This window comes from Trinickia dabaoshanensis, assembly GCF_002879885.1.
GTDB classification, from domain to species: domain Bacteria; phylum Pseudomonadota; class Gammaproteobacteria; order Burkholderiales; family Burkholderiaceae; genus Trinickia; species Trinickia dabaoshanensis.
Genome location: NZ_PNYA01000015.1, coordinates 36,213 through 52,326, shown reverse-complemented (window position 1 = coordinate 52,326; position 16,114 = coordinate 36,213). Strand labels below are relative to the sequence as shown.

The 16,114-nt window shown below is 66.8% G+C and carries 15 protein-coding genes and 1 pseudogene; 4 read left to right on the top strand and 12 right to left on the bottom strand.

Annotated elements, in window-relative coordinates; genetic code table 11:
- Positions 1-4: 4 nt before the first annotated feature.
- The 11 genes from C0Z18_RS17185 to C0Z18_RS17135 all read right to left on the bottom strand — a co-directional run bounded on the left by C0Z18_RS17185 (position 5) and on the right by C0Z18_RS17135 (position 9,848).
- Positions 5-379: a DUF3613 domain-containing protein gene (locus C0Z18_RS17185; RefSeq protein ID WP_199189475.1), complete on the bottom strand. Its 375-nt coding sequence runs from the start codon at positions 377-379 to the stop codon at positions 5-7.
- Positions 380-402: 23 nt separating this feature from the next.
- Positions 403-1,260, bottom strand: a complete 858-nt coding sequence (locus C0Z18_RS17180; RefSeq protein ID WP_146014028.1) for a tetratricopeptide repeat protein — start codon at positions 1,258-1,260, stop codon at positions 403-405.
- Positions 1,261-1,324: 64 nt separating this feature from the next.
- On the bottom strand, positions 1,325-2,413 hold the full coding sequence (locus tag C0Z18_RS17175; protein WP_102646627.1) for a type II secretion system F family protein: 1,089 nt from the start codon (positions 2,411-2,413) through the stop codon (positions 1,325-1,327).
- Positions 2,414-2,416: 3 nt separating this feature from the next.
- Positions 2,417-3,385, bottom strand: a complete 969-nt coding sequence (locus tag C0Z18_RS17170; protein ID WP_408647030.1) for a type II secretion system F family protein — start codon at positions 3,383-3,385, stop codon at positions 2,417-2,419.
- Complete coding sequence (locus tag C0Z18_RS17165; RefSeq protein ID WP_102646626.1) at positions 3,378-4,709, bottom strand: CpaF family protein; 1,332 nt, start codon at positions 4,707-4,709, stop codon at positions 3,378-3,380. The genes C0Z18_RS17170 and C0Z18_RS17165 overlap by 8 nt, the downstream gene beginning before the upstream one ends.
- Before the next feature lie 3 nt (positions 4,710-4,712).
- Complete coding sequence (locus C0Z18_RS17160; protein ID WP_102646625.1) at positions 4,713-5,984, bottom strand: fimbrial protein; 1,272 nt, start codon at positions 5,982-5,984, stop codon at positions 4,713-4,715.
- A gap of 49 nt (positions 5,985-6,033) precedes the next feature.
- A complete protein-coding gene (locus C0Z18_RS17155; RefSeq protein ID WP_102646624.1) occupies positions 6,034-7,515 on the bottom strand; it encodes a type II and III secretion system protein family protein in 1,482 nt (493 codons plus the stop codon).
- Positions 7,516-7,556: 41 nt separating this feature from the next.
- Positions 7,557-8,483, bottom strand: coding sequence for a Flp pilus assembly protein CpaB (gene cpaB / locus C0Z18_RS17150; protein WP_102646700.1), 927 nt, complete (start codon positions 8,481-8,483; stop codon positions 7,557-7,559).
- 97 nt (positions 8,484-8,580) lie between these two features.
- Complete coding sequence (locus tag C0Z18_RS17145; protein WP_408647029.1) at positions 8,581-9,048, bottom strand: TadE/TadG family type IV pilus assembly protein; 468 nt, start codon at positions 9,046-9,048, stop codon at positions 8,581-8,583.
- Positions 9,045-9,554, bottom strand: a complete 510-nt coding sequence (locus C0Z18_RS17140; protein ID WP_102646699.1) for a prepilin peptidase — start codon at positions 9,552-9,554, stop codon at positions 9,045-9,047. The genes C0Z18_RS17145 and C0Z18_RS17140 overlap by 4 nt, the downstream gene beginning before the upstream one ends.
- A gap of 126 nt (positions 9,555-9,680) precedes the next feature.
- Entirely contained in the window at positions 9,681-9,848 is a 168-nt protein-coding gene (locus C0Z18_RS17135; RefSeq protein WP_102646698.1) for a Flp family type IVb pilin, read from the bottom strand.
- Positions 9,849-10,499: 651 nt separating this feature from the next.
- On the opposite strand from C0Z18_RS17135, the pseudogene C0Z18_RS17130 reads away from it, so the two are divergent.
- The 4 genes and pseudogenes from C0Z18_RS17130 to C0Z18_RS17115 form a co-directional block, all read left to right on the top strand.
- Positions 10,500-11,792, top strand: a pseudogene (locus C0Z18_RS17130) (collagen-like triple helix repeat-containing protein); the annotation flags it as partial.
- A 36-nt stretch (positions 11,793-11,828) separates the two neighbouring features.
- Complete coding sequence (locus tag C0Z18_RS17125) at positions 11,829-13,061, top strand: collagen-like triple helix repeat-containing protein (protein WP_233217352.1); 1,233 nt, start codon at positions 11,829-11,831, stop codon at positions 13,059-13,061.
- Positions 13,062-13,215: 154 nt separating this feature from the next.
- Complete coding sequence (locus tag C0Z18_RS17120; protein ID WP_102646621.1) at positions 13,216-14,904, top strand: ShlB/FhaC/HecB family hemolysin secretion/activation protein; 1,689 nt, start codon at positions 13,216-13,218, stop codon at positions 14,902-14,904.
- A gap of 154 nt (positions 14,905-15,058) precedes the next feature.
- Entirely contained in the window at positions 15,059-15,565 is a 507-nt protein-coding gene (locus C0Z18_RS17115) for a DUF2147 domain-containing protein (protein WP_102646620.1), read from the top strand.
- A 134-nt stretch (positions 15,566-15,699) separates the two neighbouring features.
- Here C0Z18_RS17115 and C0Z18_RS17110 read toward each other — a convergent pair whose 3' ends face one another.
- Positions 15,700-16,110: a transposase gene (locus C0Z18_RS17110; protein WP_102646619.1), complete on the bottom strand. Its 411-nt coding sequence runs from the start codon at positions 16,108-16,110 to the stop codon at positions 15,700-15,702.
- Positions 16,111-16,114 lie beyond the last annotated feature (4 nt).

Genomic DNA, 16,114 nt, shown 5'->3' with positions numbered 1-16,114 from the left:
GCGCTCAGTTGTCACCCGGCGGCGCAATCGCCCCGGATCCGGCGTTCCACCGATCGAAGCGTGCCGCCCCGCTCTCGCCCGAGAGCGTCGAGCCGAACGACTCCGGGATTTTCGTGCGGAACGAGTCCATATAGCGCTCGTAAGCCAACGTCGCTTGGGCACCCGGCATCGGCAACGCGGGCGCCGCCGCGGCGTTCGTGCGCTGCAACTCGAGCCACGAACGTGTGCTCTGCCCGATATCGGCGGCGCCCCGTTTTGCGCCCAGTTTTGCGCCCGACTGTGCGCACGCTTCGACCGCGGCGCCTAGGCCGGCCGCGATGAGCATCACGACGATCGCGACGCGCGCTCGCCGATTCGTGACGGGGTTTCGTCGATACATCGCCTCTCCTTCGTTACGGGCATTCATCGATCGCTGCGCCCGGAAATCGTTTGCACGTCCGCGGGATCGCGCGCCGCGATCGGATCGTTCTTGGGATCGCTCTTGAACTCACGCGCGGCGCGCGCGACTTTCGCCGCATCGTCATGCAGGGCCGAACGCACTGCAGGCGTGAACTGCCGCGCGTCCATCAACGCGCGCGCTTGCTTCACTCGACCCTGCGCCAGCAATAGCAACACGACGTTCGCCTGTACGCGGGCGTTGCCCGAATCGAGCTCGGCCGCTTGCATCAGCGGTACGCGCGCACCCGCCACGTCGCCCTCGCGCAGCCGCGCATAACCGAGATCGGACAGTGTGGCGGCATCGGTGGGCGCGAGCGCAGCCGCTTGCTGCAACGCGCGGCACGCACCTCGGAAGTCCCCGGCGGCGCCGGCAAGCAAGCCCAGGCCGTGGTAGCCGCTCGCCGCGAGCGATGTCGGGAGCAACGCCCGATAGGCATCCGCGCTCGCGGCGCTCTGGCCCGTTTCGCGCAGCGCCTGCGCCCGCAGCAAGGTCGAATCGGGCGTCACGCCATACTGCTTTTCGTAGGCGTCGATATGCGCCAGCGAGGCGTAGTAGAGCCCCTGCCGCTGCATCCGGTCGATCAACGCGAGGTACATACCCGGCGTATCGGGCGCCGGGTCCTTTTCAGCCACGGACTGCGCCGCCGCGCGTTCCGCCTGTACGCCGGCACCGTAACCGGAGGGCTTGAACGCGCAGGCGGCGCACGAGATGACGAGCGCCGCGGCGAGCAAGGCGCGTGGCCGCGAACGCGTCCGGCCCACCCGGATCGCCGGACGATCATGGATCATTCGATTCATCGCCTCGTTCATCGCCTCGTTCATCGATTCGTTCAATCTCTCTGTGGAACCCGGCATTGGTTTGCGGGCCGGCCGCCGCGCTCGATCTTTATCGATGCACACCGGCCAGCGACCGGATCACCGCCAGCAAACCAGGGCCGGCCGTCACGATCAACAGCGCCGGCAAAAGCGTCAAAATCATGACGCCGGTCATCTTGACCGTTAGTTGTCCTATCTTTTCGCGCAACCTCGCGCGCCGCGTCTCGCGCAACCGATCGCCGAACTGTTTCAGCGGTTCTTGCACCGCGCCCCCGTGCCGATCGACCTGGATCATCAGCCGCACGACCGCGCGCAAATCCTCGTTGTCGAAACTGGCCGCCAAACGCTGCAGCGATTGCTCGCGCGTCCGTCCCGCCACGAATTGACGCTGCGCCAATTCGAGCTCCCCCGCGAGCACCGGCAGCATCGCGCGGAAATCGTTGATCGTCACTTGCAGGCTTTGGTCGAGCGACAGACCCACCCCTTGCAGCAGGCGCAGCAAATCGACGAGCACCGGCATTTCGTCGGCCACCGCGCCGCGGCGCCCGGCCGCGCGCCGCCCCAGCGCGAATTTGGGCACCATGAAGCCGATCGTGAAAGCCGCCGCGACAAAAGCGATGCGGTATGCACCCGGTACGTCGGCGCCCCATAGCCAACCCGCCAAAGGCGGCGCCGCCAGTGCGCAAGCCAGGCGCGAGAGCAGAAACAGTCCCCGCGCGTTGATGTCGACGAACCCGCATTGCTCGATGAGGCGCCGGTCTTCGGCCGCGACGACTTGCCTGCCCAGCGGCGTATCGAGCCATCGCGCGCCTGCTTGGCCGCAGCGCGCCCGCCATGCCGTCAGTTGTTGGGCGATCGTCCTGGGCGGCGCAGCCAGCGGCGGCGCACCGGGCGCACCGGCCTCGCCGCGTTGCGCCGTGGCCGGCGCCGTCATATAGCGAGCCTGCGGCACAGCGCCGAGCGGCACGCCGCCAGGCGCCGCGCGTGCGTCGGTCTCGGCGCGTGCCGCCGCCATCGCCGCACGCCGCTCGAGCGCGTTCTCGAGCGTGCGGGCTCCGCGCCGCGCGGCCTTCAGGCGGTTCACCGCAACGTAAGCGAGCAACAGGCATCCCAGTGCGCCGAGCGCGAGTGCCAGCGCCATGATTCGATCGGCTCTCATCGCTCATGCCCTCAACCGAGTCATGCGATACAGCAGATAGCCCCCGACGGCCTGCAAAGCGAACGCGAGACAAATGAGGCGGCGCCCGTCGGCGTCGCCCCACATCGCCTGGAAATACGTGGGGTTCGTCGCCACGAGGAACCCTCCGATCAGAATCGGCAGCGCGACGAGCACCCAGGCCGACAGCCGCGTCTCCGCCGACATCGCGGATAGCTCTCGCTCGGCCTGTTCGAGATCGCGCATGAAAGCCGACATCCGCTCGAGCATGACATCGGCCCGTCCCCCGTATTTGACCGACAAGCGCAAGACCGCCCCGACGAACTCGAACTCGCGCGTTCGATAGACGATCGCGACGTGCGCGAGCGCGCGATCGATCTCCGCACCGGCTCGCATCATGCGCGAGACGTGGTCGAGACATTCGCGCAACGGCGCCTCGGTGCTTTTCAACGCTGCTTGGAACGCGGCCGGCACGCTGTTGCCGAGCGTGACGAGGCGCACGATGCCGTCCAAAAACGCGGGAAGCTGCGTGACGATCGCGAGCCGCCGCCGTTGCGCGCGCGCCGTCACCGCGAGCGCGACCGCCGCGGCCGATGCGACCGCGGCGGCGCAAGCCGCCACGACGCTCACGCGTACGCCGATCCATACGACGCCGAGCGCGATACCCGCCGACGCGATCGCCACAGGCTTGCCCGCGCCGGCCAACCCGGCGCGCACCGCAAGATGCTCGAGCACCTCGGGCCAAAACGGCACCGCCTCTTGTCTTGCGCGTTCCACCTGCGGCGGCGCGGACGCGGCCTTGCCGGACATCGGCACGCTGGCCGCCCCCCCGGCTCCGGACGCGAGCACACGGCGCTCGACGAAGCGTTCGATCGTGAGCCGGCGCTGGCTGCGCGCGGCGCGTTGCCAGAGCATCAGCGCGAGCGCCGCGCACACCAGCGCCACCGCCAACAATGCCGCCACGCCTTCAGACACGGAATCCTCCTTGCGAGAAGCCGTCGTCGAAGCTCGCGCCGAGCACGCTTCTGAAGCGCGCGAGCTTCGGCGAGTGCGGGTGAATGCCGAGCGACACCCAATGATCGAGCTCATCGCCGTCCTGTCCCGCGATGGGTTCGTAGCGATACAACTCTTGCGTCGCGATGATCGTGTCGGAAAGACCGGTGACCTCGGTAACCGACAAGATGCGCCGCCGTCCATTGGAAAGCCGGCCGATTTGCACGATGAAGTCGATCGCATTGGCGATCTGCCTGCGCAAGCTCGATTCCGTGCCTTGAAAACCTGCGAAACCGGCCAACATTTCGAGCCGATAGAGGCACTCGCGCGGCGAGCTGGCATGCACCGTACCCATCGAGCCGTCGTGCCCCGTATTCATCGCTTGCAACATCTCGAGCACTTCGCCGCCGCGCACTTCGCCGACGATGATGCGATCGGGCCGCATCCGCAGCGTATTGCGCAGCAAGTCGCGAATCGTGACGAGCCCCGAGCCGTCGAAGCCGCCGGGCCGGCTCTCCAGACGCACGACGTGCGGATGATTCAACGACAGCTCGGCCGTATCCTCGATCGTGACGACGCGCTCCGGCTCGGGGATATGAAACGCCAGTGCGTTCAAAAGCGACGTCTTGCCCGAGCTCGTTCCGCCGGAGACCAGCACGTTGCAACGCGCCGCCACGGCCGCCTCGAGCAGCGCGCCGATTTCGGCGTTGTACGTTGCGTTCGCCAATAGATCGGATGGCCGCAGCGGATCTTTGCGGAACTTGCGAATCGAGACGACGGGCCCATCGATCGACAGCGGCTCGATCACGACGTTCACGCGCCCGCCGTCGGGCAGGCGCGCATCGACCATCGGGTTGGATTCGTCCAAGCGCCGGCCGATCGGCGCGAGGATACGCCGCACGATGCGCAGCAAATGCGCGTTGTCGGCGAAGCGCACCGGCATCTTCGTCAAGATCCCGTGGCGCGACACGTACACGTCGCGGTAGCCGTTGACGAGGATGTCTTCGACCGCGGGATCGCCGAGCAAGTCCTCGATCGGCCCGAAGCCCGCGAGCTCCTTCGTCAGCGCCTCGGCGATGAGCCTCACTTCGCTTTCGTTGATCGGGATTCTGCGAAGCCGCACGAAGCTGTCCATCTCCAGATCGACGAACTGATTGATCGCCGTGCGCGACCAGCGGCCGAACTCCGCCCCGAGCTCCTCGATACGCGTGAGCAAATGCTCGTGCGCCGCGTTCTTGATGTCCTGGAACTGCTGCGTGTGCGCGAACGAGGAAGCATCGTCGGCAAATTCGATTTCGTTTGCCATCGTCTATGACCGCTTCGGTGGAAGGTGGAAAAATCGCGTCAGGCGCATCGATCGAGCAGGCGCGGCCGGCTCGTCGCACGAACCCGCCTCGCCCTGCGCGAGATCGTCGGCGGCGGGCGCGATACGCTCGGCAAGCGCGTCGACCGCGCGCACGTATGGATCGCGCTCGGCCGTATCGATCAGCAACTTGCCCTGATTGGCGGCTTGCAGCAGCGGCACGCGCCGCGACGGCAGCGTCGCGACGAGCGGCAAGGCAAGACGCGCCGCGATCTGTTCGGCGGTCAGCCCGAGGCGCGCGTCGTATTTCGTCACGACGAGGCCGATGCGAGCCGTGTCGAACTGCACCGCGGCCAACTCGCGCAGCAACTCGACAGCCGATACGAGCGAGGCGATCGCGGGGTCGCAAACGAGCCAGACGTCGTCCGCGGCCTGCGCGACCTGCGCGACGAACTCGTGATTGGAAAAGCCGCCGAGGTCGACGACTTGATGATCGAAAAACGTCCGCAAACGCGCGAGCAACGCCACGGCCGACGCATACGACACCGTGCGCAACGACGCGAGATCGGGCGCGAGCGCCGTCAAGGCGAGCCCGCTTGCGTGCCGCGCGAGCGCCGTGTGGACGAACGTCTCGTCGAAGCGGCCTAGGTTGCGAACCGCTTCGACGAAGTCGAATTCGCTTCGTGTATCCAGATAGAGCAAGCCGTCGCCGGCGGGCAATCCCAGATCGATGAGCGCCGCCTGGCGCCGCGCGCGGGCGCCGCGCTTGTGGACGAGTACGCTCAAATGCGCCGCGAGCGTGGACACGCCGACGCCCACGCGCGCGCCGAGCAGCACCGTGAGCCGGCCATGGCGCGCGGGCAGACGCGCGGTGTGTTCGAGCGCTTCGCGCGCGATTCGCGCCGCCTCCTGCGCGCCGCCCGCCAGATCGACGAAGTCGCGTACGCCGGCGCGCAGCGCGGCGATCGCGCCCTCGGGCTGCGCGAGCCGGCCCACCGCGATGATCGGCACCTGCGGCGCCAACGCGCGCACGGCCTGCACGGCCCGCGTAGCGGAATCGATTAGGGCTCCTGAGAAATCGACGAAAACGAGCGACGGCCGCAGTGCAGCGACGCGTTGCGCGAGCGCGGCCGGATCATGCGGCGCGCTTTGCACGGCGCCCGTCGTGGCAAGGGCATCGCCGAGCCAACGCGCGCTGCCCTCCTCGCTCGTCGCGAACACGAAGTGGCGGGCGATCGTGCACTCGCCTTCATTCAACGATGGCGCTCTTGCGTTCATGGTGCACCTCCTCGTGCGTCGCCTGCATCGCACTGGTTGCGGGCGCGCGTCATCGCGAGAACCCCGGACCGGCATCGCGCGAGAGCGCGCCGCCCAAGTACGAGCGCCACACGGCGCCGTCGCGCTGCTCGGAGCGCTCGCCGGGCGTCGCCGGCAACGCAGCGTCCTTCGCGAGCGGCGAGACGAGATGCGGCGTCACGACGATCACGAGTTCTTTGTCGTTTTGCTGATAGTTCAACTGTTTGAAGAAAGCGCCGATGATCGGCAAATCGCCGAGCAACGGAACCTTGTTGACGTTCGACATCGTTTCCCGATCGATGAGCCCGCCGATGACGAAGCTTTCGCCGTCGCCGAGCTCAACAGTCGTGTCGGCGCGACGCGTCGTAATCGCCGGCACGGATACGCCGTTGATCGTCACGGCGTTTTGAAAGTCGAGTTGGCTCGCCTCGGGGGCGACCTTCAGCGCGATGCGTTGCGCGCTCAGCACCGTGGGCGTCAACGTCAAGCCGACGCCATAGGGTTTGTAGTCAATGGACGTCGTACCGAGCGCCTGGGGAACGGGCACGGGGATCTCGCCGCCAGCGAGGAAACTCGCGCTTTGTCCCGAGAGCGCGACGAGCGTGGGTTCGGCCAGCACCCGCGCGAGGTTGTTGCTCTCCATCAAGCTCAAATCGGCGAATAGGCCGCGCCCCGCCGAATTGAGCACGAGATTGAAAGCCGACGCGATCGGCGCGGTGCTCGTCACTTGGAAGCTCGATGTGCCGCCACCCGAGACCGAGTTCAAGCCGGAAGGCGCAAACGTGCCGAACGAAAAACCGTTGCTCTGCTTGAACAAGTTCAAGCCCGCTTGTTTCAGTACCGTGCGACTGAATTCGACCACGCGTACGTCGACCTGAACGACACTGCGCGTGGCGACGCTCGACTCGTCGACGATCGTGCTCGAATCGGCGCTCTCGCCCTTGCCTCCGCCAGCGAGCCCGCTTTGTGCCGTTCGCGCATCGCCGTGCCTCGCGCTCGCGCGGCTGCCTGCGTTCGCCGCGAGGCGCGCGAGATCCCTGCCGCGTTGATGCGCCTCCATCGTCGGCGCGTCGCCCGACACGACCACGTCCTGTCCATAAGTTTCGACATTCGGAACACCGTTGCCCGCGAGTGCCGCCGCGGCGGCGGGCTGCACGACGAGCGTCAACGTTCGCGGCGCCGGCCGGCCCTGCTCCCAGAGCAACAGGCTCGTGCGCCCCGGCGCTTTGCCGATCGCGAGTATGCCCCCGCGCCCATCGCCATCGCGAATCACGAGGACGTCGGCGACAGCCGGATCGGCCACCGCCACGCGCGCCAGACGCGTTCCCGGTTCGATCTGCCGTTGCTCGCCGACCGAAAGTGCAATCGTCGAGGGCGCACGAGATTCGAGCGGGCGCGCGCGATCTCCCGCGGCGCACGCCGCATCCGGCAAGCCGTATAAGAAGAGCGCGAGGCAACACGCCGCTATGAGAAGCGCCGCGCTCCGTTTCACTATCGCTGCTTGGTTCGCCATGTCTTCGATGGCCCTCGCCTTAGGCCTTTTCTTGTTGCCGATCAATTGCCGAGCGTTTGCGCTTGGCCGCCTCGTATGACTTCGATGCCGACACCGGCATACGTGCGCTTGCGCGGCGCTAGCGGTTGTTCGGGTACGCGCAAGCGCACTCGCTCGCGCGACAGCTCGCTCAGCGAAACCCCCGCGGCCGCCTGCACCGAAGGGGGCTCGGCGGCGACGCGCGCAGCGCTCACGCGTCGCGCACCTTCGTCATTCGCTGCGTCGCCGGGCTCGATCGCATCCTCGTCGTGCGGGTTGCGCAGCGCCAGCACGATATGGCCGGCGCTGTCGGCCAATGCAAGCCGATCGACCTCGGCTGTCGGCACCGCCAACACCGCGGTATGCGCGCCCACGCCGAACTGCGCGGGATTGCCCGCACCCGAGACCGTCGTGCCGAACGCAAGCACGCGCACACGCGAGAGCAGCAGGCGCGTTTGCGACTGCGTGATCTCCGCATGCGGCCCAGCGCTCATGCCGTCACGTTTGAGCGTCAGGAAAACATCGACGAAGTTGCCGGGGCGCACGCGTTCGCCAACCGAACTCGCCTCATCGACGTGAATGGCCACGGCGCGCTCGCCCGGCGCCACTTGTTCCGCGAAACCCGACGACAACTGTCCCTCGAGCACGGGCACGTTCGCGCCGATATCCGTGAGCGGCACGCGCCGCGCAACGAGCGCGGTATCGGCGAACGCGCCGCTCGGACGCACCGGCAGCATGACGACGCGCAGGTCGCCGCCGGCGATCGCGGTGCCGGCCGGCAACAGATGCGTGGCGATCACGACCGGAAACGTCGCCGGCACCGCTTGCGCCTTGACGACGGCGGGTGCCGCGCTCGGGCGCCGGCTCAATGCCCACGCATAAAACGCCAGCAGCAGCGCGGCCGCGATCAACGCGATCGCCACCGTCTTCGTGATGTTCAGATGCCTCATGCTTGCGTCCTCGCGAAGCTCCAACTCCAACTCCAACTCCGACGCGGCGCGAACGCCGCGCCACGCGCGCCGATGCGTACCCTAGACCGGCGTGCGCTCACAGCACGTTCTCCGGATTGAGTTGCACCGTCGCGGCGCTGGACAACGTTTGCGGTAGCGCGAGCCCTATGAGCGGCAATTTCGGTACGAGCGGGTGATTTGCATAGTCATAGGTCAGCGTGATCCGCATGCACGACATGGCGCTGTCGTAACTGCATCCTTGCACCTGCGATGCGCATTGCGCGTATGCGGCCAGCCAGCCTGTCGATTGATTTGCCACCGTGCACGCGTTGCCGCCGCGCGCCGCGAGCGCGGCCGCAACGCTGCTCGCGCTCTGATAGTTGAGCGCTGCGCGTGCGCCCTCCTCCGCGGCCAACGTGAGGTTCTGCTCGGCGACGAACAACACGCTGTAGGTCACGATGCCGTACAGCACCAAGAACAACAGCGGGAAGACGAGCGCGAACTCCACGGCCGCGCTGCCGGAGCAGCGCATGCGCGCGCGCAACGAACGGGTCGCACGCATCAATGCACCGCCCCTTGCAAGGCGCCGCCCAACAGATGAAGGGATGCGGCGCCCACGAGCAAGGCCGCATAGGGCGTCGCACGGCGAGTACCGATCTCGAACGCCGGTTGCCCATTGCGCCAAGGCGACCAGCGAACGCCCGAGCAGGCTCGCCACCGCTCGCTTGCGAGCAGCGTGAGCGCATGCACGGCCGCCGCGAGACTCGCGGCCACCCACAATCCGAGCAGCGGACCGGTCCCGCACCATGCGCCGAGTACGGCGAACACTTTAACGTCGGCGGCGCCCATCAGGCCGAACGCGAAAAACGGCAGCAGGGCCGCGCAGCCCACAAGCGCACCGAGGGCCGCGGCGGCGGGCGCAACGCCGAACGGCGCCGCGTGCACGGCGGCGCAAGCGAACGCGGCCGCGGCGCCAACGGCGACGAGCCGGTTCGCCACACGACGCGTGCGGCAATCGAACCAAGCGACGAGTGCGGCCCAAACCACGAATACAGCACTTGAAAGCAGCATGCGAATTTTGAAAAGCCCGAAAATGTTCGAATCGATCCATGCCGATTGCCGAAGCAATCAGCACATACAAACGCTCTCGAGAAATGCCTAAATCGGCTATTTAATATTTAGTTACAACTCGCGCCATCACGTCTTGATAGCGGCGGCGACGGTGGTGAACACCGCTTGGATATTCGTGCTGACGGAGCCGACCACCGTGGCGATGGCGGCTGCGATGAGACCGGCGATCAGTGCATATTCGATGGCGGTGACGCCACGGTCTTCGATAAGGAAACGCTTGACGAGCTTGTTCATGATGCCCCTCGAAAAATCGACGAACGTCGCGCGGGATTGGCTCGCCGGCATGCAACGAAAGGTCGGAGCAAGCTTCGTTGCCCGACTGAGTGCACTTCGTGATAAGGCTTCGTTGATGTGCCGTTCGCCCGCAATGCGACTATGGCAGTGCGTTTTAGTAATGAACTGCGAGTGATGTATCGATAACGTCCTCCTTGGCCGGTCGGCATTGCTTTTTGTCTTATGGCCGATGCGCGTTGACGATGCGTTTTCACTACAGGGCGACTCTACCCTCATCGACGGCGCCTTGTGATCGCTTTCGAGTTAGGGCAAACGATAGTTTAGATTAGGTCTACTAATTTTCTTAGTCGCCCATTACAGCCCCTTCGCCCCGGCATTAACCCGCGCGGGCCGATGTCACGTTACGGCCGCGGCGGTAACAACGCAGCCCACTCGTTACGTTACGTGCGCTTCGTGCCGCCCTCGCCCGTGCCATCGCACGCGGCATTGCTCGTAAGCCTCATCCGCCCGCGCTTGCCGCGGCAGCGCTGACGTCATCGACATTCGCACGCCGCTTCCTATATCTCGTACGCCGCGCGTACCCGCGTTGGCACGCCCATTGCAGAGCTTGCGCCCGCAACCAATCCGATAAACGAAAAGCGAGGAGCAGCAATGAACACACGGAAGCAAGACGGGGTTTTGCGCAAGACATGGTGTGCGGCAGCGGTCGCGACGATGCTGGCGCTGACGGCCTGCGGCGGATCGGGCACGCTGAGCCAAGGCCTCGGGTCGGGAGGCGGAGCGGGCAGCACCGCCGCGACGAGCGGAGGCACTACCGGGGCCGGTGCGGGGGCCGGCGGCAGCGGTGCTACCGGCACGAGCGGCACGAGCGGCACGAGCGGCTCCAGCACGAGCGGCGGCACGACAAGCACCGGCACGAGCGGCACCGCGACGGCCAACGCGATCGGTCAGACACTGGGAGGCGGCGGCGACATCGTCAGCGCGACGGGCTCGACCGTCTCGAGCCTAGGTACCGTCATCGGTCAACAATCGTTGCCCGGCACGAACCCACAAACCACGCAAGCCGCCGGCGCTGTCGTGCAAAGCGTCGGCGCGAGCGTATCCGCGCTCGGCAACGGCATCTCGCAAGGACTCGGGCAGCTCGGCGCCACCGGCGATCCGATCGGCACGACCCTCGTGAGCGCGGGTCCCGCGGTATCTCAGTTGGGCAATGCCGTCACGAGCGCGGGGACGCTCACGACGAGCTTAGGCGCAAGCGGTCCGCTCTCGCCGCTCGCCCCCCTCACCTCGCCGCTCGGCGGTGCGCTCAGCACGCTCGGCAACGCGATTGCCGCGGGCGGCGCGACGCTCGGCAACACGCTGGCGAGCGGCGCCGTTCAGCAAGTCACCGAGCCGCTCAGCAGCGCGATCGTCCCGATCACGTCCACGCTTGCGTCGACGACGCAAACGGTCGGGATGACGAGCGGCGCGGGGCCGCAGCTTGCCGGCTTGCTGGGCACCGCCGGCGGCGCTCTGAAGCAAGCGGGCAGCGCCGTCGCCTCGGCGGGCGGCAATCCCGTCACGAGCGGCGTCGGCAACGTCCTCGCCTCCACCGGCAACGCAACCGCCTCGCTCGGCGGACTCGTCACGGGCACCGGCACCGCCAATCCGCTCGCGCCCGTCACCGGCTTGGTCTCGACCGTCACCGGCACGCTTGCGACGGCAGGCGGCACCGGTACGTCGACCGGTCCGCTCGCGCCCGTCACAGGGCTCGTTTCGACCGTTACCGGGGCCGTCGGCACGACGGGCGCCACGAGCACCGGCAGCAGCAACGCATTGGCGCCGGTGACCGGTCTGCTCAATACCGTCACCGGTGCATTGACAGGCGCCGGCAGCGCCGGCGCCACGGGTTCGAACCCATTGGGCGGCCTGACCTCGCTCACCAGCGGACTCACCGGATCGCTCGCCAAGAAATAACGCCCAGCCCACGAGGAGCACATCATGTCCAAGAAACAGCAACGCCTGATCATCGAAGCGGCCCGCACCAATGCGACGTCGCTGCGCGCGCCGTTCACCGCCTTCGCCGTCGCCTATCTGCTGTCCGCCTGCGGCGGCAGCGGATTGACGGCGCCACCCGCCGCGTCCTCGGCGGGCGGCACGGTCACGCCGACACCCTCACCCAACCCGACGCCGGCCGCCAACTCGACCTCGGGCGCGCTCACGACGCTCGGCTCGACCGCGGGCGACCTCGGCTCCACCATTTCCTCCACGTCGGTCCCCGGCGTCGATCCGGCGGTTACGCAGGGCGTGGGCGGCACGGTATCCGCGACGGGCGGCGTCATCAATGCGGCCGCCAACGCGCTCAGCAGCGGTCTCGGCCAAATCGGCTCGACGCCCGACCCGGTCGGCACCACGGCCGCCGGACTCGGCACGACCGTCGGTGCGACGGGCGGCGTCATCGCCGGCGTCGCGTCCACCGTGAACGCGCTCGGCACCGGGCCGTTGGCACCGCTCGCCCCCGTCACGACCCCGCTCGCCGGCGCACTCGACACGGCGGCCAACGGGGTGAGCGCCGGCGGCCAAGTCTTGGCGAATACGATGTCCTCGTCCGCCGTGCAGCAAGTCACCCAGCCCCTGAGTTCGGCCATCACACCGCTCGTCGTGACGCTCGGCCAACAAACCCAGGCGGTTGGAACGACGAGCGGCGTCGGCGCGCCCCTGTCCGGCGCGCTCGCCCAAATCGGCTCCGCCGTGCAAAGCGCCGGGGCGCAAGTGGCCGGCGCTTCCTCGAATCCATTGGCGGCGGATGTGGGGCATCTCGTCTCGAGCGTCGGCAACACCGTGACCAACGCGGGCGGGCTCGTGAATCCGAACGGCCCGAACGGCGCCGCACCGATTCCCGGCCTCATCACGAGCCTCGTGGGCAGTTCCACGGCAACCGTTCAACCCGGTGGCTCGTCGGCGGGCACGGGCGGCAGCGGCCCGCTCTCCTCGCTGACCGGCGCACTCGGCGGCGCGAGCCCTCTGTCTTCCGTGACCGGCGCGCTCGGCTCGAGCGCCGGCACCGGCCCGCTTTCCTCCTTGACGGGTGCGCTTGGTTCCATCGGCACCACCGTCGGCGGCGCGCCGGGCTCCACTGGCTCGACGAGTTCCACGACCGCCACCGGTTCGCCGACGAGCGGCGTGAGCTCGCTCTTCGGCGGTGGACTTCCGCTCGTCGGCAAGCTCCCGTAACCGCCGCATTCGATACGCGGGCCGAGCGAGCGGCCCGCGTGCCCCGCGTCCGATGCGTGCCGAGCATCGAACGCCAACGCACGCGCGGAAAAGCAAAACAACAAGAGGCGATCCGACCGGGATCGCTCATCGATCGGCCAACGAGGAACACACAATGATTAGGACACCAAACCATTGGCTTTGGCTCGCCGTTGCCGCCGCGGCCGCGAGCCCGGCCATCGCTCAAACGAGACCGCCCGCGAGCGGCAACCCGCTCGGTGCGCTTCCCGAGATTCAAACGCCTAGCCGCGCACCGAACGTCAGTCTTCGGATCGAGCCGAACGAGGCGCAGTTGCAGCGATTGCTCGACACGCACCTCACGCCGAGCGCGTTCCAGATCGAGGGCGTCAAGGCGATCGCGTTCGCGGACGTGGCGCGGCATTTCTCGCCGCTCGTCGGCAAGGACATCACGATCGGCCAGCTCGTCGCGGCGGCCGACGAGGTGACGCGCCTTTATCAAAACCGCGGCTACGCGCTCTCGTTCGCCTTCGTTCCGGCGCAGACCTTCGCGAACGGCGCTGTTCGCATTACGGTGGTCGAGGGCTACATCTCGAGTGTCAACGTCACGGGCAACCCCGGCCACACGGAGCGCCGGATTCGCGCGATCGCCGATCACATCCGCAACGAACGCCCGCTCAAACGCGCGAGCTTCGAACACTACGTCAATGCGCTGGGGCTGCTGCCCGGCGTGAAAATCGCCGCGACCGTTCAGCCGCCGAAATCGACCGACGGCGCAACGTCGCTCGATTTGAGCGTCGAGCGCAAAGCGTTCAACGTCGCCACCGGGATCGACTTCCACCATCCGGGCGTGCAAGGGCTCGTGACCGTGACGGAAAACGGTCTCGCCTCGCTCGGCGAAGACCTCAGCGTATCCACGCTCGTGCCGAAAGGGCGCGACGATCAAACGTATTACGCCGCCAACGGAGCGTTGCCGATCGGCAGCGAAGGCTTGATCGGAAAACTGAACGCCTCGCACTATCGCGGCCATCCCGTCGACAATCCGGGGCTGCCGTCATACGTCAAACGCACGGTGGTCAACGACAAGCTCGGCCTCGCCGCGGCCTATCCGCTTCATTTGAGCAATGCGCGCAGTCTGCTCGGCACGCTCTCGGCCTACGCTTCGCACGACGAGAACCGTTACGAGAACACGCTGACCGGCGCCGCGATTGCGCTGCGCTCGCAGGTGCGCGTCGTGCAAGCTCAGCTCGACTATGTCGATACGCGCGCGGGACAAACGCGCCGCGCGAGCTTGAACGTGGCCAAGGCGTTCGATCTGCTGGGCGCCTCCAAGGCCGGCGAGTCGAACGTACCCGGCATCGTGCAAATCAATCCCGCTTCGCTCACGTTCGTGCGGACAGGTGCAAGCTTTTCGCAAACGAACGAATGGCCCTTCAAGCTCGCCACCACGATTGCGTTCACGGGCCAGTACAGCGCGGATTCGCTGCCCACGTCCGAGCAGATCGCTTTCGGTGCGCAGCGTTTCGCGCTCGGCTACGAGCCCGGCGAGGCGTCGGGCGACTCGGGCTTCGGCGCCTCTTTCGAGATCAATCGCGCGATCGCCGTCGGCGCCCGCTACATGCAGACCTTTACGCCTTACGCCGCCTGCGACATGGCGCGTGTCTACTTGCACACCGGAACGAGTGCGCCCAACAAACTCGCCTCGATCGCACTCGGATTTCGTATGACCGACAACAAGCATTACAACGTCGACCTATCGATCGCGAAGGCGGTGGGCGACGCGCCGATCGAAAGCCCGTCGCGCAGCCCGCGTTTGAACGCGACGTTCTCGTATCAGTTGTATTGAGTAGGCGAGCGGCCGCTAGCGGCTGTCCGCCCCTTCTGATTAGAGGTTCCACTATCAATTGAGCCGCACCTTTCGCGCGTATCCTGAGCGGATTCCGATAAGACGCGGATCGCCGCGCATCGAACGACAGACAGTTCATCACCAGGAGGAAGACATGACGCACTTCTCGCAGCACGCCAAACGGACGGCCTTGAACACCGTCAAACGCGCCGCCGTGGCCGGCGCTTTCTTCATGGCCGCCACCGCCGCATTCGCGCAGGGCACCGATACGCCCGTTGGCGTCTGGCAGACGATCGACGACAGCACGCATCAGCCGAAGGCGCTCGTGCAGATCTCGCAAAGCGACGATGGCACGTTGAGCGGCAAGGTGATCAAGGGCCTCGATCCGCACGACAAGCCGGGCAAGCTATGCACGGCGTGTACCGATGAGCGCAAGGACCAGCCGATCCTAGGCATGACCATCATCAAGAGCATGAAACAGGACGGCGAAAAGTGGGATGGCGGCAGCATCCTCGACCCGGAAAACGGGAAGGTCTACAAATGCAACATGCATCTCGAGGATGGCGGACAAAAGCTCGTCGTGCGCGGCTACATCGGCATTTCGCTGCTCGGCCGCTCGCAGACATGGATGCGGCAAGGGTCCGCGCAAGCGCAGAACTAACGCATCGAATGCGCGCCGGCTTGCACGCAATGCCGCTATGCGTTCATGCCAACCCCGGCATGAACGCGGTTTGCCGTCGCCGCGTTCGCCCTTTGTCGCATGACATCGACGCCCTCTAACTCACCAAGCACGTGCTAAGCGGCACGGCGCAGCGACGCGAGGTAAGTGAGCCTCGGCAAATCAACGGTAACGAATGCCGGCGACGTGGGGTTGCGTGGCTTGGCCGGACGTTTCTCCCGCATGCGTGCTTTCATCGTGTCGCACAGCGCCTCGCCGGCCTCGCCGTACAACCGCATCAATACCTGCTTGAACACCCCTGCCGAGTACCAACACGTGAAGCGCCGGTGACAGGTTTGATAGGCGGGATAGCGCTTCGGGATCGAAGCCCATGCCGCGTTGCTGTACATCACCCATAGCACGCCGTTGAGCACGGCACGCGTATCGGTCACGGGGCGCCCCCGGACCCGCCCGCGAGAGCAGAGTTCCGGGAAGAGCGGCAAGATACGCGCCCATTGTTCGTCGGTAATGTCGCAATAGGGCGTCATCCGC